This window comes from Planococcus sp. ISL-110 (genome assembly GCF_018613575.1).
In the GTDB taxonomy this organism is placed as follows: domain Bacteria; phylum Bacillota; class Bacilli; order Bacillales_A; family Planococcaceae; genus Planococcus.
On sequence record NZ_JAGGPX010000027.1, the window covers coordinates 43,029 to 63,863 of the forward strand.

Consider the following 20,835-nt stretch of genomic DNA (forward strand, 5'->3'; position numbering starts at 1 on the left):
CGCAGGTATCTTGTGCCGGCTTTTCTTATGAAAGCCTCGTAGTTGGTGTTTTTAAAATTTTTAACTTACTATGTGAATAAAAGAAAGGTTTTGAGGTATGGTAGCTACTATTTTAATTGGATTAACAATCTTGGTGATGCTGATTAACTTGTATTATTTCTTCTCGAATAAACAACATAAGGAAAGTTACATCCATACTTCGCTGTTTACAAAATTATTTCTTATAATGACGGTAGTCACTTTTGGCTTTGCTGTAATTTATTACTTACTGTCTTTTAACATGGATGCTTTAAGACTCAATGATGAAACAGGCAGAAGAGCGGGTAACGATTTTTGGGATTATTTATACTTTAGTGGAGTGACGATGCTATCCATCGGTTATGGCGATATGGTACCGATGGGCTCTGCCCGCTTTTTTGCTGTCGTTCAAGCGGCATTGGGGTTGTTGTTGCCATCTGCCTATTTTGTGAAAGCATTCAATGAAATGGGCAGCCATGAAAAAGAAGGACAAGGAAATCGAAGCGATAAAAAAGGCGAAGAATAATTAGAGGGGCCAGGAGTGGAAGAATGGTCAATAAAGATGTGTCCCCTACGAGTTACGTATAGCTGTAGAAAAACAAAAAAATCCGGACAGCCATCAAAGGCTGTCCGGATTTTTTTCATTTTTTATCTGGATACAATTCCTGCAGAAAATCAATGGATTGCCTGATCAGTTGCTGCAGAACGTCGAGGTCAACGTCTTCGGTTTTATTGATGTAGACGCAGGCCTTTCCACTGGTGTGCTTGCCGAATTTCTCGAGCAATGGTCCGCGTGCATCGTCTCCGGTTGCAAAGTACAGGCTGATTTTCGCTTTGCGGGGAGAAAAACCGACAAGCGGTGCATCGCCTTCATGGCCCGTTTTGTATGCATAGTGATAGGAGCCGAAGCCGATAATGCCAGATCCCCACATTGTTGCCGGAAAGCTGCTGGTTTGCTCGAATAGCCTCAGTAATATATAGGCATCCTGCCGTTTTTTGGGATTATCTACCGATTCGATAAATCGAATGACATCAGCATCGGTTTCTTTTGTTTTGTGTTCGTGCATGGCCAATCCCTCTTTTCCTTTAGATGGATTCCTACAAACAATGCATCGCTTTTTCTGCTCTATCCCATGGCACTTTATAGCCCTGGCCTTTGGCACAGAAAATGGAAGTGGATGTATAGAGAGGATCTGCGGTTTTGACATAGCCAATCCGGGCAATCACTTTTTCTTCATGATGACAGAGATCATAGCCATCGAAGAGCAGGCTCAGTGCTCCCTTGCCATGGGTGCAGGCAGCGAGTTCTGAACCGTAATTCATGAATGTGGCAACCGGCACACGGCCTTCAATCGTCGTTTTCCCATCTTTTGTTTCAGGCGCTTCAAAGCTTCCGTAGGCCTGCTGAATGTCGGACAGCACCTTGCCCATCTGTTCGAGGTCGACTTTGATCTTGAAGCGGTAAAACGGTTCAAGTAGCCGGTTTTGTGCCTGTTCCAGCCCTTGGCGAAGTGCGCGGAAAGTGGCTTCCCGAAAGTCGCCGCCTGAGGTGTGTTGATTGTGTCCGCGGCCGGTCACTAACATCACTTTGACATCGGTCAAGGGGGAGCCGGTCAATAAGCCGTGATGGTCGCGCTCTGTCAGGTGATGGAGGATAAGGTTTTGATGGCCGACAGATAACGCATCGGCATGGCAGTTGTTATCTACCTGAAAGCCGCTGCCGCGTTCACCCGGAATGATTTTCAGGTGAACTTCCGCGTAATGCCGAAGCGGTTCGAAATGGCCGTAGCCCATGACAGGCGAGCCAATGGTTTCCTTGTATAGAATTTCCGGCTCGCCAAACTGAATGGCATGGCCGAACCGTTCAAAAACCACCTGCTCCAGGACTTCCAATTGAATGGCACCCATAACCTGAATTTGGATTTGTTGAAAATATTCATCCCAATAGACAGACAGAGAAGGGTCTTCAGCACCGAGAGTCTTGAAACTGGCCAGCACTTCTTTTGCATGGGTGGAAAGATCAAAAAGGACAGTCGATTTTAAAGTCGGCATCACATTAAATCCGGTGCTTTCCTGCCGAGCGCCAACGGCATCGCCAATTGCTGCTTCCGTTAATCCGGCGATGGCGAACAATTCACCTGCCCGTGCTTGTTCGGCAGTGTGGAATTTATGGCCATTGTAAACGCGAATCTGTGTGACTTTTTCTTCAAGATGATTCGGGCCATACCTCAGTTTGTCGCGAACCCGCAGCGTTCCGCTGAACGCTTTCAGGAAGCAAATCCGATTGCCGTTTTCATCGTGGCGGATTTTGTAGATTTGTGCTCCGAAATCTTCGTGGTCAGCGTAGGAGCTGACCGTCAATTGATCGAGTTGCGTAAGAAATTCCAGTATGCCGGTGTCCTGTAGGGCAGAGCCGCTGGCGCAGGGGAAAACTTGGGCGTCCGCAATCATGTTCCGAAAAGCCTCCAACCAAAGTGCCTCATCATAACCGGGCTCCAAATACTGTGTCAGCAAGTCCTCATCCCGTTCGGCAATAAATTCAATCAGCTCTTCGCTCATGTTCCCGTTTTGAAAAGAGCTCTTGATGTCACAGGCATCCCTGGAAAAATTCAAGCGGATTTCCTTCAGGACCTGATCGGGGTCAGCCCCTTCACGATCGGTTTTATTGATGAAGAAAAAGACCGGCACTTTGTGTTTCCGAAGAAGCTGCCACACGGTTTCGGTATGTCCTTCGATGCCATCGACTGCGCTGACGATGATGATGGCATAATCCATCACTTGGATCGAGCGCTCCATTTCAGGAGAAAAATCGACGTGCCCGGGGGTATCAATGAGAAAATAAGTGGATTCGTTAAATGAAAAGTTAGCTTGGTCAGCGAAAATCGTAATGCCGCGACTTTTTTCGATGGTGTGGCTGTCGAGGAACGCGCTTTGGTGATCAACCCGTCCACGCTGGCGGATACTTTTTGTATGGTACAGCAATTGTTCTGAGAATGTGGTCTTGCCGGCATCGACATGCGCAAGAATTCCGATGGTTTTGTTCATGTGGTCACCTCTTTATCTCCAGTTTAGCAGAAGTTGGTTTTAACAATAGAGAAAAACGCGAAAGCCGGTGTGGCTTTCGCGTTCAGGTATCATGTGTTCAACTAGAACGTAATCAACGGCTGGCGTCGTAACAAGCGATGCCGAAACAAATGCCAAGTGCGCAGCGTTTCCGGTAAGCGGCAGATTTGAGCAGTTCCATCTCCTGTTTATGTGTCATAAAACCACATTCCACTAGGATGGCCGGCATATGCGTATCGCGAAGAACAGCAAAGTCACCATGTTTGACTCCACGATCTTTCCGGCCTGTCACCAGCAACAGGGAGCGTTGGACTAAGACTGCAAGTTCTTTGGTTGCTGGCTGTGGCCGGCTGTAAGTGAAGGTTTCCAGACCATTGGCCATGTTGAAAGTGTGGCCAAAGGCATTTGCATGAATGGAAACGAACAGATCCACCTTCAAACGATTTGCAAGTGCTGTCCGCTCGTGCAATGGAACGTCCAGATCGTTTTGATGGGCGAAAAAAACAGTGTGGCCTTCCAGCACCAAACGCTTTTTGACCTCTTCGGCAACGGCCGAATTAAAATGGAATTCTCGCAGCCTGCCATCGGGCGAGCGCTTTCCAGGCGTGTCTGGACCATGTCCGGCATCGATCATTATCTTCATTATGAAAAACCTCCTTTTGTGGTCTATATAGTGGAAGAGACCGACAAAGGGGACAAAAATCTTCAAATTTAATTTTTACATGTTAAAATAAAAGCAAACCGCATACGAAAAGTACAACTTCGATGAAAATTCGAAATAATGTGTGGATAAGGAATGAGGGGGAACATATGGGACAAGTAACGACGAAACAAGTGATGGAAACGTTCGAGCTGGATTTGATCAGTGGAGAAGAAGGCATCGGCCGTCATATTCCCATCAGTGATATTTCAAGACCCGGTTTGGAAATGGCCGGATATTTTACCCATTATCCAGCAAACCGTGTGCAACTGCTCGGCAAAACCGAGCTTTCTTTTTTTGCGATGCTATCGCCGAAAGAACGGCTGGACCGCATGATGAAACTATGCACCGACGATACGCCGGCCATCATCGTGTCGCACGGTGTTCCGGTTCCGGAAGAATTGGTCATCGCTTCAAGTAACCGTCATGTGCCGGTTATGACCACACCGATGTCAACTACTCGCTTTTCCAGTTTGCTGACGAATTTCCTGGAAAGCCAATTGGCGCCCACGACGGCTATCCATGGTGTGCTGGTGGATATCTATGGTGTAGGTGTCCTGCTGACAGGAAAAAGCGGCGTCGGTAAAAGCGAGACGGCATTGGAACTTGTCAAAAAAGGCCATCGCCTGGTAGCTGATGATTGCGTAGAAATCCATCAGGAAGGGGAAAATACATTGGTTGGCCATCCACCGAAGCTGATCGAGCATTTGCTCGAGATTCGCGGAGTTGGCATCATTGATATCATGACTTTGTTTGGTGCCAGTGCAGTTCGTACGTTCAAGCGGATTTCCCTGGTCATCGATCTGGAACTATGGGATCCGGATAAAACTTATGACCGCCTTGGACTGGAAGAAGAGAAGATGAAAATCATCGATACGCACTTGACGAAACTGACAATTCCTGTTCGTCCTGGACGGAACTTGTCCGTTATCATCGAAGTCGCGGCGATGAATTATCGCTTGAAACGAATGGGTGTCAATGCCGCTGAAGAGTTTTCAAAGCGTCTGGATGATGTCATAGCACAAGATACAAACTAAGCGAATGGGAAGGTGCACAACATGTTTTCAATATTGGCTTCAATAGACCCGACCGCTTTTTCACTCGGCCCGATTTCGGTCCAGTGGTACGGTGTCATCATCGCTGCAGGCATTGTTATTGCCTTTTTGGTGGGGCAGCGTGAGATGGTCAAACGGGGACTGCATCCCGAATATTTAACAGATCTGCTGATTTGGGCGGTGCCGCTGGCGATTGTCGGTGCCCGCATTTATTATGTCGCGTTTGAGTGGGAAAGTTACAAAGACAATCCCGGCGAAATTATTGCTATCTGGAACGGCGGCATCGCGATACATGGCGCCTTGATTGCATCTGTGATTGTTGCGTATCTGTTCACCAAAAAACGCAATACGCCTTTTTTGAAAGTGGCGGATATCCTGGCACCGAGCATCCTGATCGGCCAAGCGATTGGCCGATGGGGCAATTTCATCAACCAGGAAGCACATGGCGGAGAAGTATCCCGTACCTTCCTGGAAAATCTGTTTATTCCTGATTGGATCATCAATCATATGTACATAGATGGAGCTTACTACCATCCGACTTTCCTTTATGAATCCATGTGGAGCCTCGTGGGCATCATCATTCTGCTGCTGCTCCGGAGGGTCAATCTGGTGCGCGGCGAAATGTTTTTCTTCTATATGATCTGGTATTCGGTTGGCCGCTTTTTTATCGAAGGCATGCGGACAGACAGCCTTTATGTGGTCGGTGATCTTCGGGCCGCACAGCTGGTGTCGGTGATTGCCATTGTCATCGGCGTGGTATTTATTGTTTACCGCCGCGTGGCAATCAAAAACCCGCCGCACTATAAAGACAAATAACCAAGAAAAGAGCGATCAGATGTCGACGTTAAGAAATGGATTGAAAGCGGGGCTGAAAACGACCTGGTCATTGGGGAAAATCATTTTTCCCATTACCCTGCTCGTCACAATGCTTCAATACACACCGGTTCTGCCTTTTATCATCGATTTGGTGGCACCGATCATGGGCTTGTTCGGCTTAAGCGGCGATGCCGCCATTCCGCTGGTCCTCGGCAACGCGCTGAATCTCTATGCCGGAATTGCCGGTATCCTATCGCTGGAATTGACTGTCAAGGAAGTTTTTATTCTGGCCGTCATGCTGTCTTTTTCACATAATATTTTTATCGAAACCGGCGTAGCATTGAAGGTGGGCGTCAAGCTATGGGTGGTTCTGGTTGTCCGCTTCGGCCTTGCTGGACTGTCGGCGATCATCATCAATCTGCTGTGGAAAGGCGGGGGGGAAGTGGCACAATACGGCTTCGCGCCTGAAGCGGCTGCTGCACCTGAAAGCTGGTTGGGGATTTTGCTGATTGGGCTTGAAAAAGCTTCGTTCGGCGTCCTGCAATTGGCGATGATCGTTATTCCATTGATGATCATGATCCAAATTCTGAAAGACAAACAATACCTGCAAAAGATATCGAATCTGCTGGGACCTTTGACACGCTTATTGGGTGTAGAAAAAAATGCGTCTTTGACACTTGCTTCGGGATTGGTTTTCGGCCTGGCGATGGGAGCGGGTGTTATGATCCAGGCAGTTCAGGAAGATGGCGTCAGCAAAAAAGATGCGACGTTGGTATTCATTTTCCTTGTCGCCTGCCATGCCATCGTAGAAGATACACTGATTTTCATTCCGCTGGGCATCCCGATATGGCCTTTGCTGGCGATCCGTGTCGTCACGGCAGTCCTGCTGACCATCTTTGTTTCTTATATGTGGCGTAGAGCAGAAGAAAAACAGAAGGAAGTGGTTTCTACATGACGGTAAAACAAATCAATACCCTACTATTCGATTTTGATGGTACCCTGCTGGATACCAATGAATTGATCATCCAGACTTTTTTGTTCGTTTTGGACGAGCATTACCCGGGACGTTATGATCGGAGTGAAGTGCTGCATTTTATTGGTCCATCGCTGGAGCAGACATTTACAGCCATCGATCCGGAGCGTGTTGAAGAACTGACAGTTCAATATCGCACCCTCAACCGGACGATGCACGATGAACTGGTTGAAGAATACGATGGCGTGGCGGAAACGCTGCGGCTACTGAAAGCACAGGGCTTGAAGATGGCGATCGTATCGACCAAAAGAAGCGAAACGATCCGCCACGGCCTGAACTTTATGGGCGTCAGCGATATTTTTGATGTGCTGGTCGGCCTGGATCATGTCAGCAATCCAAAACCGCACCCAGAGCCTTTGCATCTGGCATTAGAGCAATTAGGTGCTTCCCATGATGAGGCTTTGATGATCGGCGACAATTCGCATGACATCGAAGGCGGAAAAAATGCGGGGGTCCGGACGGCTGGTGTTGCCTGGACTGCAAAAGGCGAAGCCTTCCTGGCCGGCTTTAATCCTGACTATATGCTTCAGCACATCAGTGATTTGTTGGAACTGACTAAAGAGGCTGTGAAATGAGAAACACACAACGCCATTTTGTGGAAGGTCCCAATTCGCTTTGGCATATATACAAAACCGTACCATTCTGGAAGGTCACCAAAAACTTTTTGGTGATTCAGACAGCCAGGTATACACCGTTTTTACCGATGAAAAACTGGATGTACAAAACTTTCCTTAACATGAAAATCGGAGAGCATTCCTCTTTTGCGTTGATGGTCATGCCGGACGTCATGTTTCCGGAAAAGATCACGGTCGGAAAAAATTCTGTAATCGGCTATAATACGACCATTCTTGCACATGAATATTTAATAGATGAATACCGGCTCGGCGATGTGGTCATCGGAGACCGCGTCATGATCGGAGCAAACACCACGATTTTGCCCGGCATCACCATCGGAAACGGTGCCATTGTTTCCGCTGCCACGCTCGTCCATAAAGATGTGCCAGCTGGAGCTTTTGTCGGCGGAAATCCGATGAGCATCATCTATACAGCTGAACAAATGGCGGAGCGCCAAGCAAAATCCTGAAAGCATCCTATGCTTTCAGGATTTTTTCGAGTATATCCCTTGACGATGGATGGAAAAATGCGCTAAAATAATAATTACTTCACCGCATTAGCAGACTAAAGTAAAATAACCAATATTAGGGAGTTTTATAAATGACCATTCAAATGTTCGAAAAACCGTTAGGCATGAGAGATGATTTTCCATTCATTGCGAAAAAGAAAGCGGAGCTCCGCGCAAATGGAACGTCCATTATCCAACAGGCAGGCTATGACCTGCTGCAGACGCCAACTTTGGAGTACTACGAAACGATCGGAAAAATCTCGGCAATCGCAGATAATGCCTTGTTCAAATTATTGGACAGCCAAGGAGAAACTTTGGTTTTGCGTCCCGATATGACTTCACCGATTGCCCGTATCGCTGCATCCAAGCTATTAAAAGAAAAGATGCCGGTACGGCTTGGCTATTATTCGAACGTTTTCCGCGCCCAAAAGCGTGAAGGCGGCCGTCCAGCTGAATTTGAGCAGATGGGCGTCGAACTGATCGGCGATGATTCTTTATATGCCGATGCAGAAGTCATCATTCTGGCATGGAACGTCTTGAAGAACCTGGATATCAAATCCAGCCGCTTTGTGATCGGCCACACACAATTGCTGCAGCTGATCCTGAAAGATTTCGGTTTGGATCAGGAGCAAATCGAGAAAGTGCATAGCACTTTCGTCTCGAAAAACAGTGTCGGCTTTGAAAGCCTGGCAAAGCAATTGCCAATAGAACCATCGCGTTGGGAATCGTTTATCGGGTTGATGTCAACATCCACTGTGGAAGAATGGCAGCAGTGGATCGACCCTCACAACGCCAAACAAAATTCTTTATTCGAAGATATGAAAAAACTGAAGAAAATATTGGATCGCAGCGGCCTGGCCGACTCGGTAACTTACGATTTATCATTTAACAGCCACATGACCTATTACACCGGCTTGGTGTTTGAAGTATACGGAGCAGGCAACGGCTTTCCGCTGGGCAATGGGGGACGTTATGACGGCCTGATGAAGCAATTCGGGCTGCAGGTCGGTGCAACAGGCTTCGGACTGCGCGTTGACCGGCTGCTGGAAATCATTTCCGCTGTTCCGGAAGAGGAAGATCATACCTTGATCTTGTTTGATGAACAAAATGAAGACCGGGCGTTTGATCAAGCACAAGAGCTTCGCGAGCAGGGTGCCCGTGTCACGCTGCAATTTGCGCCAGCCGTTTTGGCGGTTGATAAATTCAGCGGACTGTTCAGCAATGTCCTACGATTGGAAGGTGCCAACTGATGGATGCATTAACGATTGCAATGCCCAAGGGCCGAATATTTGAAGAAGCCTATGAATTATTGGTAAAGGCTGGTTATGACTTGCCGAAAGAATTGGACGACTCACGGAAGTTGATCGTCGAAGCGCCAAATGAGAATATCCGCTTTATTCTGTCCAAACCCATGGATGTTCCTGCATATGTGGAACATGGAGTAGCGGATATCGGCATCGCCGGTAAAGACGTCATGCTCGAGCACGACCGGGATGTCTATGAACTATTGGACCTTGGCATCAGCCGCTGCTATATCGCGACGGCCGGTATGCCGGACACACCGATGAATGAAGTAACGCCGCGTGTAGCGACCAAATATCCAAAAGTGGCGTCGCAATATTACAGAGGCAAAGGCGAGCAGGTCGAAATCATCGAATTGAACGGTTCGATTGAATTGGCGCCGATGATCGGTCTGGCCGACCGTATTGTGGATATCGTCTCCACCGGCAAAACCTTGAAGGAAAATGGATTGGTCGAATACGAAAAAATCGTCGACATCACGTCGCGCTTGATTGCCAATCCGGTCAGCTACCGTTTAAAGCAGAAACGCATTACGGAACTTGTGGAAAAGTTAAGAAAGCAGGCGAGCGTATGAAAGTGACTCGTTTATCAGCAGGAATCTCCATCAGAAGAACGATTGCCGAAGGCACCGGCCAGCAGGTCGAGGCTGTGAAAGGCATCATCCAGGACGTACGGGACAATGGAGATGAAGCGATGTTCCGGTATGCAGAAAAATGGGACGGCGCAAAACTGTCTTCGCTGCGTGTAACGAAGGAAGAAATTGCACAGGCGGTTGATCGCTTTGACCGCCAATTGCTGGAGGATTTGACGGAAGCGGCAACGAACATCCGCAGCTACCACGAAAGCCAGCAGCAGCAGGGCTACCGGCAGGACAACGTAGACGGCTCGTATGTGGCCCAGCGTGTCACGGCCATCGAATCCGCTGGACTGTATGTGCCAGGCGGGACAGCTGCTTATCCGTCTTCTGTGCTGATGAACGTTATTCCGGCTCAGGTCGCAGGCGTTTTGCGCATTGTGCTGATCTCGCCTCCGGGAAAAGATGGCACCTTGTCGGATGGCGTACTGGCAGCGGCCCATATTCTGGGCATCACAGAAGTCTATAAATCGGGCGGGGCCCAAGCCATTGCGGCTTTAGCATATGGTACGGGGTCCATCGCGCCGGTCGATAAAATTACCGGCCCCGGCAATATTTTTGTGGCTTTAGCGAAACGGGAAGTGAATGGCGATGTCGCGATCGACATGATTGCCGGACCAAGCGAAATTGCCATCATTGCCGATGATTCCGCCTATGCCGATGAAGTGGCGGCGGATTTGTTATCACAGGCAGAACACGATCCGATGGCCAGTGCGGTGTTATTGACGACCAGCGAAGACTTGGCGGACGCGGTTTCCAAAGAAGTGGAACGGCAACTAACAGCTTTACCGCGTCAGGCCATTGCCAGCCTGGCGATTGCAGACCACGGCATGATTTATTTGGGAGATACGATGGAACAACTGATCGAAGCTGCCAACCAATTGGCTCCGGAGCATTTGGAGATCATGACGGAAGATGCAGAAGCGGTAGCGGACAAAATCCGCCATGCCGGTGCTATCTTTATCGGGCGCTATTCGTCCGAACCGATCGGCGATTATTTTGCGGGAACCAATCACGTCCTGCCCACCAACAGCACGGCACGTTTTTCAAGTGCATTATCTGTCTATGATTTTGTTAAGCGAACCAGCATTGTCCGCTACAGCGAACAGGCCTGGAACAACAATAAAGAAAAAATCGCCCGTCTGGCGCGTCTTGAAGGCTTGGAAGGCCATGCGCGTGCAGTCGAGTCGCGATCGTGGGAAAAGGGGAATGAACAATGAGACAAGCTGAAATTAAACGAAACACCAATGAAACCAAAGTAGCCATCAATTTCTCATTGGATGGAGAAGGCAAATCGGCAATCGATACCGGCGTTCCGTTCATGGACCATATGCTCGATTTGTTCATCAAGCATGGCTTGTTTGACGGCGATATCAAAGCAGATGGCGATACCCATATCGACGATCACCACACAACAGAAGACATCGGCATCGTGCTGGGCCAGGCAGTTAAAGAGGCACTTGGTGATAAAAAAGGCATCCGCCGTTACGGCAATGCATTTGTGCCGATGGACGATGCGCTGGCACAAGTGGTCATCGACTGTTCGAACCGGCCGCATCTGGAATTCCGCTGCGAACTTCCGAACGAAAAAGTGGGCACATTCGATACAGAGCTGGTCCATGAATTTCTATGGAAATTTGCGCTCGAATCTCGCATGAATGTCCACGTCATCGTTCATTACGGGAAAAATACACATCATATTATCGAAGCGGTGTTCAAGGCATTGGCACGGGCACTTGATGAAGCGACGAGCATTGATCCGCGCGTTAAAGGAGTGCCATCGACAAAGGGGCTGTTGACATGATCATCGGCATCATTGATTATGGCATGGGCAATTTGTTCAGTGTCGAGCAGGCCTTGAAGAAACTGGAGTGTACGGTCATCATATCGGACGATCCGGCTGTCCTGCTTGAAGCGGAAGGGATTCTTCTTCCGGGCGTCGGTGCTTTCCCGGATGCGATGGAATTGCTGAACCAAAAAGGCCTTTCTGAATTTATCCAATCGCTGCCGGAGAAAAACATTCCGCTACTGGGGATTTGCCTCGGCATGCAGTTATTGTATGAAGACAGCTCGGAAGTAAAACCGACCAAAGGGCTGGGCTTATTGGTAGGACAAATCCGCCGATTTGAAAAAGGTACGCACCGGATCCCGCATATGGGCTGGAACCGGCTTGAATTTTCGCGTGTACCTTACTGGTTGGATGAGGTATTGAGCGATACCCATGTCTATTTTGTCCATTCCTTTTTGGCGGTCAATACAAAAGAACAGGAAGTCTGGGCGACAGCAAGCTACGGAAATCACGACGTTCCAGGAGTGGTCGGCAACGGGCTGATTACAGGAATGCAATTTCATCCGGAAAAATCAGGCGATTTCGGCCATTATTTATTAGAGCAGTGGATTGCAAATGTCAGGAGGAATCTAAATGACTGAGTTTCAAATTTTTCCCGCCATCGATTTGCGGAACGGCAAATGCGTGCGTCTTTTCCAGGGGGATTACGCCCAGGAAACCATCTATGGTGATTCACCGGTCGAAATGGCGAAAAAATTCGTCGAAGCCGGTGCACAGTGGATACACATGGTCGATTTGGACGGCGCGAAAGACGGCGTCCGGATCAACGACCAAGTTGTCATCGAAGCTGCAAAGCTCGGTGCCAAGGTACAGGTAGGCGGAGGTATCCGGACACGCGAAGACATCGAGCATTATTTATCGAATGGCATTGAACGCGTCATTATCGGCAGCCTTGCTATCCGCAATCCGGAACTTGCGGTGTCATTTATTGAGGAATTCGGCGCCGACCGGATCGTCATCGGCATCGATGCCAAAAACGGCATGGCTGCAACAGAAGGCTGGATCGAAACATCCGGACAGGCGGCGACCGAAGTGGCAAATTATTTTGCTGCTAAAGGCGGCAAGCATTTTATCTACACGGATATCGCAACTGATGGCACGTTAGCAGGGCCAAATATCGAAGCCAACAAAGCATTGGCTGATTCTGAAGACGCGCAAGTTATCGTCTCCGGCGGCATCGGTTCACTAGAAGACGTCCGGAATGTCAAACTGGCTTCTATCCACAGCAATATTGCAGGTGTTATCATAGGGAAAGCCCTGTACGAAAAACGCTTTACACTGGAGGAGGCCTTGTCATGCTGACAAAACGCATCATCCCGTGTTTGGATGTCAAAGAAGGTCGCGTCGTCAAAGGCGTCAGCTTCGTTTCGCTGCGTGATGCGGGAGATCCTGTTGAACTGGCTCGTTTCTACGACAAGCAAGGAGCGGACGAATTGGTGTTTTTGGACATCTCAGCTTCTCATGAAGGCAAGGAAACCATGGTCGAAGTGGTCAAAATCGTCGCGACGGAGCTTTCGATTCCCTTTACAGTAGGAGGCGGAATCCGGAGTCTGGATGATATGAAACGCATGCTGCGTGCCGGCGCCGATAAAGTGTCGCTGAATACGGCGGCTCTCGATCGTCCGGAACTGATCAAAGAAGGAGCGGACTTTTTCGGTTCCCAGTGCATCGTCGTGGCTATTGACGCCAAAAGGAATGGCGACAGCTGGGACGTCTATACGCATGGCGGCCGCAATAAGACCGAGTGGAATGCCATTGAATGGGCGAAAAAGAGCGTTGAGCTTGGAGCCGGTGAACTGTTGTTGACGAGCATGGACAAAGATGGCTCAAAAGACGGCTTTGATCTGGAATTGACGCAAGCTGTGCGTGAAGCGGTAGAAGTGCCGGTCATTGCCAGCGGCGGAGCAGGAAACAAAGAGCATTTCAGCGAAGTTTTTAAAACGGTGGATGCTGATGCCGCTTTGGCCGCATCTATTTTCCATTACAAAGAAACCAGCGTAGCTGAAGTAAAAGAGTATTTGCGGAAAGAAGGAGTGAATGTCCGATGACAACAATACAATATGACCAAGACGGGCTGATTCCTGTCATTATCCAGAATGCCGAAACAAAAGAAGTACTGACTTTGGCTTATGCCAATGAAGAAGCAGTTCAAAAAACGATGGACACCAATGAGACGTGGCTGTATTCACGAAGCCGCAGCGAACTATGGAACAAAGGTGCAACCAGCGGCAACACCCAAAAAGTGGTAGCTGTACGTCTGGACTGCGACGGCGATTCACTCATCTATGAAGTAGTTCCAAACGGACCGGCTTGCCATACCGGCAAGGACAGCTGTTTCTTTGAGACCATTCACGGCGAACGCAATGATTCTCCAGCAGATATGTTTGCGCAATTGACTTCATTGATCAAAACACGCGAAGAAGAAATGCCTGAAGGAGCGTACACGACTTACCTGTTTGAAGAAGGGGTAGACAAAATTTGCAAAAAAGTAGGCGAAGAAGCTTCTGAAGTCATCATTGCAGCGAAAAATCGGGATGCTGAGGAATTGGCTATGGAAACAGCCGATTTGTTCTATCATACATTGGTGCTCCTGCAGGAACAAAAAGTAGACTTCAGCCAAGTGGTCAACGTATTAAAAGAGCGCCACGCTACAAAAAACGACAAGTAAATAATAGGGGAATATGCTATAATTACAGCACATTTGAGTATAGGGACGATTTTAATCGTTCCTTTTACTTTTTCGGAGGCATATTTTGGAGAATAAAAAAATAAACTACAAGAACGTGCTGTCTTTTATTCCGACAGGGGAATTTTATTACAGAAAAGCGCTGAAAGAGCTTCAGCGCGAAAATTATCCGAGAGCACATAAATATTTGCGACGTGCTTCAGAGTTGAGCCCGAAAGACCCACTCATCCTGACGCAATACGGCATTGTGCTGATGGAAATGCAGGAGTTCGAGCAGGCAATGGATATGCTGCACTCGGCACATGAATTGGATTCGAAAGAACCTGATATCTTGTTTTTCCTCGCCGAAGTCCATGCACACATGGGCTTGTTTTGGGATGCGCGAAAATATGCCAAAAAATATCTGGTCTATGAAACGCAGGGTAAATATGCGGCAGAAGCGATGGAAATCGTTGATTTTGCGGAACAGGAAGATTGGCAACTTTTTGATGACGACGGAGAAGCGCAGGACAGCGAATACTATTATCGTCAGGAAAAGGCGCGCCGGATGATGGAGCAGGGGGATTTTGCCGGAGCCATCGAAAAGCTGGAAAAGCTGGTCGAAGAAAAGCCGGATTTCTGGGGTGCCTATAACAACCTCGCTTTGGCTTACTTTTATATCGGTGAAGCGGAAATGGCAAAAGCTCTGCTGCATGATGTGTTGCGGAAAAATACCGGCAACCTCCACGCGCTCTGCAATTTGGCGGTCTTTCATTATTATGAAAAAAACCCGGAACTGGACGATGTTCTGGAGCTGCTGAAAAAGATCCAGCCCTATGTCTTTGAGCATCGCTATAAATTGGGTGCGACGTTTGCACTGGTCGGCAAATACAAGGAAGCCTACCGCTGGCTGAAAAGCCTTCAGAAACGGGGCTTTGATGGAGATCCGGCTTTCTATTTCTGGCTGTCGCATGCCGCTTATCACTCAGGTTATGAAGAAGCGTCCCGCCAAGCCTGGGACCAGTTGAAAAAGATGGATCCCGGCAAAGACGGCTATGAGCCATGGAACGACCATTCGGCTATGCCGCATGCAGATGCGCTCGAGCATGACCGCGATTATCTGGTGAAAAAATTAGATCACGTGAAAAAAAGTGAACGGATATTCGGTTTGTTTTTGCTTGGCAAATCTGCACATAAGCAGGAGATCATCTCGCATCCGAATTGGCTGGCATCCGATCAGCCTTCTGTTTTGGAAACCTTTGTGTTGGGATATGCTCTTGGCCATCCGTTTAAAAAGGAAATTCCTGCCGAGCAGGCGTTCATGCGGGCTATGGAAGCTGCAGAGCATCTTTATGCCCGACACGGAATGGTGACCCAGCAGCAGGCTGAAGTTTTCCAGCTGTGGTTCCTGCTGGTCGAAGAGGCCTTCAGCCGGAATTATCCGTTCAAGAATCCGGCCGCGTTAGCTTCAGCTGCCGACTACATGGTCAAATCCGCCAAAAATGAAAAAGTGACAAAAAAAGAGCTGGCGGACAACTTTGGTGTATCGGTCGCTACCTTGACAAAGTATGTAAAGGAAATGACCGCCTACTTGGCGGATATGGATTCATAGGCATAAAAGTTGAAGCTTTTGCCGGAATCTTATACGATTTAGCTACTGAGAAATAGGAGGCCTATGATTATGACTGAAACGAATACAATTTATGATGTAGTTATTATTGGAGCAGGACCAGCAGGCATGACTGCCGCTGTTTATACTTCCCGTGCGAATTTGACGACCTTAATGTTGGAACGCGGCATTCCGGGCGGCCAAATGGCCAATACAGAAGAAATCGAAAATTATCCAGGCTTTGATCACATTCTAGGGCCGGACCTTTCAACGAAAATGTTTGAACATGCAAAAAAATTCGGTGCTGAGTATGCATATGGCGACGTAACTGAAATTACCGACGGCGAAGAATTCAAGACCATCAAAGCCGGGTCGAAGGAATACAAAACGCGTGCCATCATCGTGACAACCGGTGCTGAATACAAAAAAATGGGCGTACCCGGTGAAAATGAACTGGGCGGCCGCGGCGTCAGCTATTGCGCCGTGTGTGATGGAGCTTTCTTTAAACAGAAAGAATTGGTTGTTGTCGGTGGGGGAGATTCGGCAGTTGAAGAAGGAGTCTACTTGACCCGTTTTGCAGACAAGGTAACAATTGTCCACAGACGTGACGAGCTTCGTGCCCAAAAAATCCTTCAGGACCGTGCATTTGCCAACGACAAAATCGACTTTATCTGGAGCCATACCGTCAAAGAAATCCACGACGATGGCAATGGCAAAGTCGGAAGTGTTACTTTGGTATCCACTGACGATGATACAGAAAGAGAATTCAAAGCAGACGGTGTCTTTATCTACATCGGCATGTTGCCGTTGACGAAGCCATTTACTAAGTTAGGCATCTTGAACGATCAGGGCTATATTGTCACCAACGAGAAGATGGAGACCAATGTGCCTGGCATTTATGCAGCAGGCGATGTTCGTGAAAAAACATTGCGCCAAGTCGTTACAGCAACAGGCGATGGCAGCATCGCAGCGCAGGCGGCACAGCATTATATCGAAGAGCTGATCGAGAAAATCAGCATGAAAACACAAGCTTAATTGTTTCTTAATCGTTCTGTAACGTGCTTGTCATGAATAGGGGCTATAGTAAGAAGAGTAAATTGAACCCCTTTTTATAAAGAAGTTTTGATGGGCCGTTTTTCGAGCAACTCGAAAGGCGGCCTCTTTTTTTGCATTTTTTTGCATGACACACCAGGATAGATGTATAATGGAGTAAGTTTACAATAGATGCGGAGTGTCGAATGTGCAGCGAATCGCAAATTTATTAGTTATTAAAGATAGACAAGTCTTATTACTGAAGAAGCCGCGGCGTGATTGGTACGTAGCACCGGGCGGCAAAATGGAAGCCGGGGAGTCGATTTTCGAAGCGGCAGTCCGTGAATTCAAAGAAGAGACGAACGCAATGCCAATTGGCACGCATTTAAAAGGCGTCTATACGATGATGATCCAGGAGCAAGAACAAATTGTGGACGAATGGATGCTGTTTACATTTGCAGCGAACAATTTAACCGGTGAATTATTTGAAGAAACAACTGAAGGCCTGCTGGAATGGCATCCTGTGGAAGAGCTCGCATTTTTGCCGATGGCAGAAGGCGATCGTACCAATCTCCAGTTTGCGGCGCACCACCAGGGAGTCCAATATGGTACTTTCTATTACACGCCAGAATTCCAGCTGATCAAAAAGAACATCCAATCATCAATCGAAGAGGTGAACCATCAGAATGGATAACCGTCAAGAAGAAACAGAGTTAATCATCATCACAGGCATGTCGGGTGCAGGAAAAACCGTGGCAATCCAAAGCTTTGAAGATCTGGGGTTTTTCACAATCGATAATTTACCCCCTGCACTGCTGCCTACTTTTATCAAATTGATGAGAGACTCAGGGAAATCGATGAAGCGGGTAGCGGCAGTTATGGATTTGCGCGGCGGAGACTTTTTTGACAGCCTCGTAGACGCAATCGACGATTTGTCACAGGAACCGAACGTCTCCATCACCGTTTTATTTCTCGATGCGGAAAACCAGACATTGGTGAGCCGATACAAAGAAACGCGAAGATCACATCCTTTGTCGCCCGGCGGATTGGTATTGGGCGGCATTAAAAAAGAACGTGATATGCTAAGCGACCTTCAAGGAAGAGCAAAGTACTTCTACAATACGTCCGAAATGACGCCGCGCCAGTTGAAAGAGCGAATTACCACCGATTTTTCAACAAAGACCAGCAATGTCTTTACGGTGAATGTCATGTCTTTCGGATTTAAACATGGTATGCCGATCGACGCCGATTTGGTGTTCGATGTGCGCTTTTTGCCAAATCCCTATTATATCGAAGAGTTAAATCCGTTGTCAGGCCTTGATGAGCGGGTGTCAAGCTACGTCCTGAAATGGCAGGAAACACAGACCCTTCTCGAGAAATTGACAGATCTGCTGCAATTCATGATCCCGCAGTATAAAAATGAAGGGAAAGCGCAGCTTGTTATCGCTTTCGGCTGCACCGGTGGCCAACACCGTTCAGTGACCTTAGCTGAATACTACGGCAAGCTTCTGACTGAAAACAATAAAGTCATTGTTACGCACAGGGATGTCAAAATAAGAAAGGAATGAGTGCATGGAACACAACCAGCACCGGAAACGCGTCGTTATTTTAGGCGGAGGCACAGGACTTTCTACACTATTGCGTGGATTGAAGCTATATCCGCTGGATTTGACGGCCATCGTAACCGTCGCAGACGATGGAGGAAGTTCAGGCCGCTTAAGAAATGACTTGGATATTCCTCCTCCTGGAGATATCCGAAATGTCCTCGCAGCATTATCGGATACGGAACCTTTAGTTGCTGAAATGTTCCAATACCGTTTTAAGCAATCCTTAGATCTTGATGGCCATTCCCTGGGCAATTTAATGCTTGCCGCTTTGACGGACATTACAGGGGATTTTTCCCATGCGGTCCGTGAAATGAGCCGGGTATTAAGTGTCAATGGAACAGTGCTGCCTGCGGCCAATCAAATCGTAACGCTGAATGCCGAATTAGAAGATGGCACCATCATCAAGGGTGAGTCCAAAATCCCTGCCTATCTCCAGCCGATCAAACGGGTTTTCATAGAGCCTCATGACGTCAAAACCCTACCCGCTACCATAGCAGCGATTGAAAATGCGGACGTTATCGTAGTCGGACCGGGTTCGCTATATACCAGCATTTTACCAAACCTGTTAGTGAAAGACATAAAAAAAGCGGTGCTTGCTGCCAAAGCCAAGAAAATCTACATCTGCAATTTGATGACGCAAGCGGGCGAAACTTATAAATACACTGCCTCTGACCATGTTCAGGCGATTTACGACCATGTCGGCGAAAATTTTCTCGATGCGATTCTTCTTGATAGAGTCCAGATGCCGCCGATTGTAGCCGAACGCTACAAAAAAGAGATGGCATCGCCGGTCGAATACGACGAAGAGCGACTAAAGCAGATGGGTCTTGAAGTGTATAGAAAAGACATTGCCAATATTTTTGGGGAAATTGTCCGACATGAGCCGCTGAAAGTGGCAGAATGGTTATTTGAATATGCTGGGGGCCGTGCCAGCGAAGATTCGAAGCAGCTTTATTTTTAGTGCTTTGAAAGGAGGAACGAATTTTGTCTTTTGCATCCGAAACAAAAAAAGAAATGACTCAGATCGAAGTGGACGATTGCTGTGGAAAAGCAGAACTTTCCGCAATGATCCGGATGAACGGCACCTTGTCGTTTTCCAACCGGCAGTTGAGCCTGGATATTCAAACTGAGAATGCAGCGATAGCGCGGCGCATTTATACGCTGTTGAAACGCTTTTACAAAGCTTACCCGGTTGAATTGCTTGTCCGAAAAAAAATGCGCTTAAAAAAGAACAACATTTACATCTGCAGAATTCGTGAAGGCGCCAAACATGTCCTTGAAGACTTGGAAATCCTGACGGAAGGTTTTCAATTTCAGCACCAGATCGTCAAGAGCCTGATTGAGAAAAACTGCTGCAAACGCTCTTATTTACGGGGAGCGTTTTTAGCAGGCGGATCGGTCAATAATCCGGAAACCTCATCCTATCATTTGGAAATCTACTCTCTCTATAAAGACCATGCCGACTCTTTGGTCAATTTGATGAACGAGTTCCATTTGAACAGTAAAACGATAGAGCGGAAAAAAGGCTTTGTGACCTACCTGAAGGAAGCGGAAAAAATCGCCGACTTTTTAAGCATCACAGGAGCCCATTCCGCTTTATTGAAATTCGAAGATGTCCGAATCATTCGGGACATGCGCAACAGCGTAAACCGTCTTGTGAATTGTGAAACCGCTAACTTGAATAAAACCATCGATGCCGCTTTACGGCAGGTGGAGAATATCCGTTTTATCGATGGAGCAATTGGAATCGACCAATTGCCTGAAAGGCTGCGTGAAATTGCCAGACTTCGGGTAGAGTATCAAGACGTGACTCTTAAAGAGTTGGGTGAAATGGTGTCTGGTGGTTCGGTCAGCAAGTCGGGTGTCAACCACAGGCTGAGGAAAATCGATGAGATTGCAGCGTCACTGAGAAAGGGAGAAATGATCGGCCGCTAACTGGCGGCTGTTCTTTCATATATAAGAGCGAAGTTTCAGAGGAGGGTAAGCATGGTTGAAAAACAAGTGAAAGTACGGTTGAAAACAGGTCTTCAAGCAAGACAAGCCGCATTATTTGTTCAGGAAGCGAACCGATACAGTGCAGATGTTTATTTAGAAAAAGACAACAAAAAAGTGAACGCCAAAAGCATCATGGGAATCATGAGCCTGGCTATCAGCAAAGGAACAGAAGTCAAGATTTCGGCAGATGGATTGGATGAGGAAAAAGCGGTTCATTCCCTGTCGGAAATCATTGAAAAGGAAGCATGAGAATAGCGGTCTCTGTAAGCTGAACCGACGTTCTTGCCTGGCTTCTCGCGGAAGGCATGCCAAAGCGGCCGACGCAGCGGGCAAA

General features: G+C 47.8%; 24 protein-coding genes. 21 read left to right on the top strand and 3 right to left on the bottom strand.

Annotated features, from left to right (window positions below; all coding sequences use genetic code 11):
- The first annotated feature begins 97 nt into the window (after positions 1 to 97).
- Positions 98 to 544: a potassium channel family protein gene (locus tag J7I83_RS15245; protein WP_215102097.1), complete on the top strand. Its 447-nt coding sequence runs from the start codon at positions 98 to 100 to the stop codon at positions 542 to 544.
- A 115-nt stretch (positions 545 to 659) separates the two neighbouring features.
- Here the strand turns inward: J7I83_RS15245 and J7I83_RS15250 are convergent, their stop codons facing one another.
- The 3 genes from J7I83_RS15250 to J7I83_RS15260 form a co-directional block, all read right to left on the bottom strand.
- Entirely contained in the window at positions 660 to 1,085 is a 426-nt protein-coding gene (locus J7I83_RS15250) for a DUF1801 domain-containing protein (protein WP_215102098.1), read from the bottom strand.
- Positions 1,086 to 1,116: 31 nt separating this feature from the next.
- Entirely contained in the window at positions 1,117 to 3,063 is a 1,947-nt protein-coding gene (locus tag J7I83_RS15255) for a GTP-binding protein (protein ID WP_215102099.1), read from the bottom strand.
- A gap of 112 nt (positions 3,064 to 3,175) precedes the next feature.
- Entirely contained in the window at positions 3,176 to 3,724 is a 549-nt protein-coding gene (locus J7I83_RS15260; protein ID WP_215102101.1) for an N-acetylmuramoyl-L-alanine amidase family protein, read from the bottom strand.
- A 167-nt stretch (positions 3,725 to 3,891) separates the two neighbouring features.
- Between J7I83_RS15260 and hprK the strand changes: the two genes are divergently transcribed.
- The 20 genes from hprK (at position 3,892) to J7I83_RS15360 (ending at position 20,750) form a co-directional block, all read left to right on the top strand.
- The gene (hprK, locus tag J7I83_RS15265; protein WP_215102102.1) at positions 3,892 to 4,818 is read left to right on the top strand and encodes an HPr(Ser) kinase/phosphatase; all 927 of its coding nucleotides are present in this window, start codon (positions 3,892 to 3,894) and stop codon (positions 4,816 to 4,818) included.
- Between the two features lie 21 nt (positions 4,819 to 4,839).
- The gene (gene lgt / locus J7I83_RS15270) at positions 4,840 to 5,652 is read left to right on the top strand and encodes a prolipoprotein diacylglyceryl transferase (protein WP_215102104.1); all 813 of its coding nucleotides are present in this window, start codon (positions 4,840 to 4,842) and stop codon (positions 5,650 to 5,652) included.
- 19 nt (positions 5,653 to 5,671) lie between these two features.
- The gene (locus tag J7I83_RS15275) at positions 5,672 to 6,607 is read left to right on the top strand and encodes a nucleoside recognition domain-containing protein (RefSeq protein WP_215102106.1); all 936 of its coding nucleotides are present in this window, start codon (positions 5,672 to 5,674) and stop codon (positions 6,605 to 6,607) included.
- Positions 6,604 to 7,260: a pyrophosphatase PpaX gene (ppaX, locus tag J7I83_RS15280; protein ID WP_215102108.1), complete on the top strand. Its 657-nt coding sequence runs from the start codon at positions 6,604 to 6,606 to the stop codon at positions 7,258 to 7,260. The genes J7I83_RS15275 and ppaX overlap by 4 nt, the downstream gene beginning before the upstream one ends.
- Positions 7,257 to 7,769, top strand: coding sequence for an acyltransferase (locus tag J7I83_RS15285; RefSeq protein WP_215102110.1), 513 nt, complete (start codon positions 7,257 to 7,259; stop codon positions 7,767 to 7,769). Before ppaX ends, J7I83_RS15285 begins: the two co-directional genes overlap by 4 nt.
- 131 nt (positions 7,770 to 7,900) lie before the next feature.
- On the top strand, positions 7,901 to 9,058 hold the full coding sequence (locus J7I83_RS15290) for an ATP phosphoribosyltransferase regulatory subunit (RefSeq protein WP_215102111.1): 1,158 nt from the start codon (positions 7,901 to 7,903) through the stop codon (positions 9,056 to 9,058).
- On the top strand, positions 9,058 to 9,684 hold the full coding sequence (gene hisG / locus J7I83_RS15295; protein ID WP_215102112.1) for an ATP phosphoribosyltransferase: 627 nt from the start codon (positions 9,058 to 9,060) through the stop codon (positions 9,682 to 9,684). The genes J7I83_RS15290 and hisG overlap by 1 nt, the downstream gene beginning before the upstream one ends.
- Positions 9,681 to 10,964: a histidinol dehydrogenase gene (hisD, locus tag J7I83_RS15300; protein WP_215102113.1), complete on the top strand. Its 1,284-nt coding sequence runs from the start codon at positions 9,681 to 9,683 to the stop codon at positions 10,962 to 10,964. The genes hisG and hisD overlap by 4 nt, the downstream gene beginning before the upstream one ends.
- The gene (gene hisB, locus J7I83_RS15305; RefSeq protein ID WP_215102114.1) at positions 10,961 to 11,548 is read left to right on the top strand and encodes an imidazoleglycerol-phosphate dehydratase HisB; all 588 of its coding nucleotides are present in this window, start codon (positions 10,961 to 10,963) and stop codon (positions 11,546 to 11,548) included. The genes hisD and hisB overlap by 4 nt, the downstream gene beginning before the upstream one ends.
- Complete coding sequence (hisH, locus tag J7I83_RS15310) at positions 11,545 to 12,174, top strand: imidazole glycerol phosphate synthase subunit HisH (RefSeq protein WP_215102115.1); 630 nt, start codon at positions 11,545 to 11,547, stop codon at positions 12,172 to 12,174. Before hisB ends, hisH begins: the two co-directional genes overlap by 4 nt.
- Positions 12,167 to 12,895 (top strand): 1-(5-phosphoribosyl)-5-[(5-phosphoribosylamino)methylideneamino]imidazole-4-carboxamide isomerase, encoded by a 729-nt coding sequence (hisA, locus tag J7I83_RS15315; protein WP_215102117.1) that lies wholly within the window; start codon positions 12,167 to 12,169, stop codon positions 12,893 to 12,895. The genes hisH and hisA overlap by 8 nt, the downstream gene beginning before the upstream one ends.
- Complete coding sequence (gene hisF, locus J7I83_RS15320) at positions 12,889 to 13,641, top strand: imidazole glycerol phosphate synthase subunit HisF (RefSeq protein ID WP_215102119.1); 753 nt, start codon at positions 12,889 to 12,891, stop codon at positions 13,639 to 13,641. The genes hisA and hisF overlap by 7 nt, the downstream gene beginning before the upstream one ends.
- A complete protein-coding gene (hisIE, locus tag J7I83_RS15325) occupies positions 13,638 to 14,261 on the top strand; it encodes a bifunctional phosphoribosyl-AMP cyclohydrolase/phosphoribosyl-ATP diphosphatase HisIE (protein WP_215102121.1) in 624 nt (207 codons plus the stop codon). Before hisF ends, hisIE begins: the two co-directional genes overlap by 4 nt.
- An 85-nt stretch (positions 14,262 to 14,346) precedes the next feature.
- A complete protein-coding gene (locus J7I83_RS15330; protein ID WP_215102123.1) occupies positions 14,347 to 15,870 on the top strand; it encodes a tetratricopeptide repeat protein in 1,524 nt (507 codons plus the stop codon).
- A gap of 69 nt (positions 15,871 to 15,939) precedes the next feature.
- Positions 15,940 to 16,902, top strand: coding sequence for a thioredoxin-disulfide reductase (gene trxB, locus J7I83_RS15335; protein WP_215102124.1), 963 nt, complete (start codon positions 15,940 to 15,942; stop codon positions 16,900 to 16,902).
- 205 nt (positions 16,903 to 17,107) lie between these two features.
- Positions 17,108 to 17,593: an NUDIX domain-containing protein gene (locus tag J7I83_RS15340; protein WP_215102126.1), complete on the top strand. Its 486-nt coding sequence runs from the start codon at positions 17,108 to 17,110 to the stop codon at positions 17,591 to 17,593.
- A complete protein-coding gene (gene rapZ, locus J7I83_RS15345; protein ID WP_215102129.1) occupies positions 17,586 to 18,467 on the top strand; it encodes an RNase adapter RapZ in 882 nt (293 codons plus the stop codon). The genes J7I83_RS15340 and rapZ overlap by 8 nt, the downstream gene beginning before the upstream one ends.
- A 4-nt stretch (positions 18,468 to 18,471) precedes the next feature.
- Entirely contained in the window at positions 18,472 to 19,467 is a 996-nt protein-coding gene (locus J7I83_RS15350; protein ID WP_215102131.1) for a gluconeogenesis factor YvcK family protein, read from the top strand.
- Between the two features lie 23 nt (positions 19,468 to 19,490).
- A complete protein-coding gene (gene whiA, locus J7I83_RS15355; protein WP_215102133.1) occupies positions 19,491 to 20,441 on the top strand; it encodes a DNA-binding protein WhiA in 951 nt (316 codons plus the stop codon).
- Between the two features lie 51 nt (positions 20,442 to 20,492).
- Complete coding sequence (locus J7I83_RS15360; RefSeq protein WP_215102135.1) at positions 20,493 to 20,750, top strand: HPr family phosphocarrier protein; 258 nt, start codon at positions 20,493 to 20,495, stop codon at positions 20,748 to 20,750.
- Positions 20,751 to 20,835 lie beyond the last annotated feature (85 nt).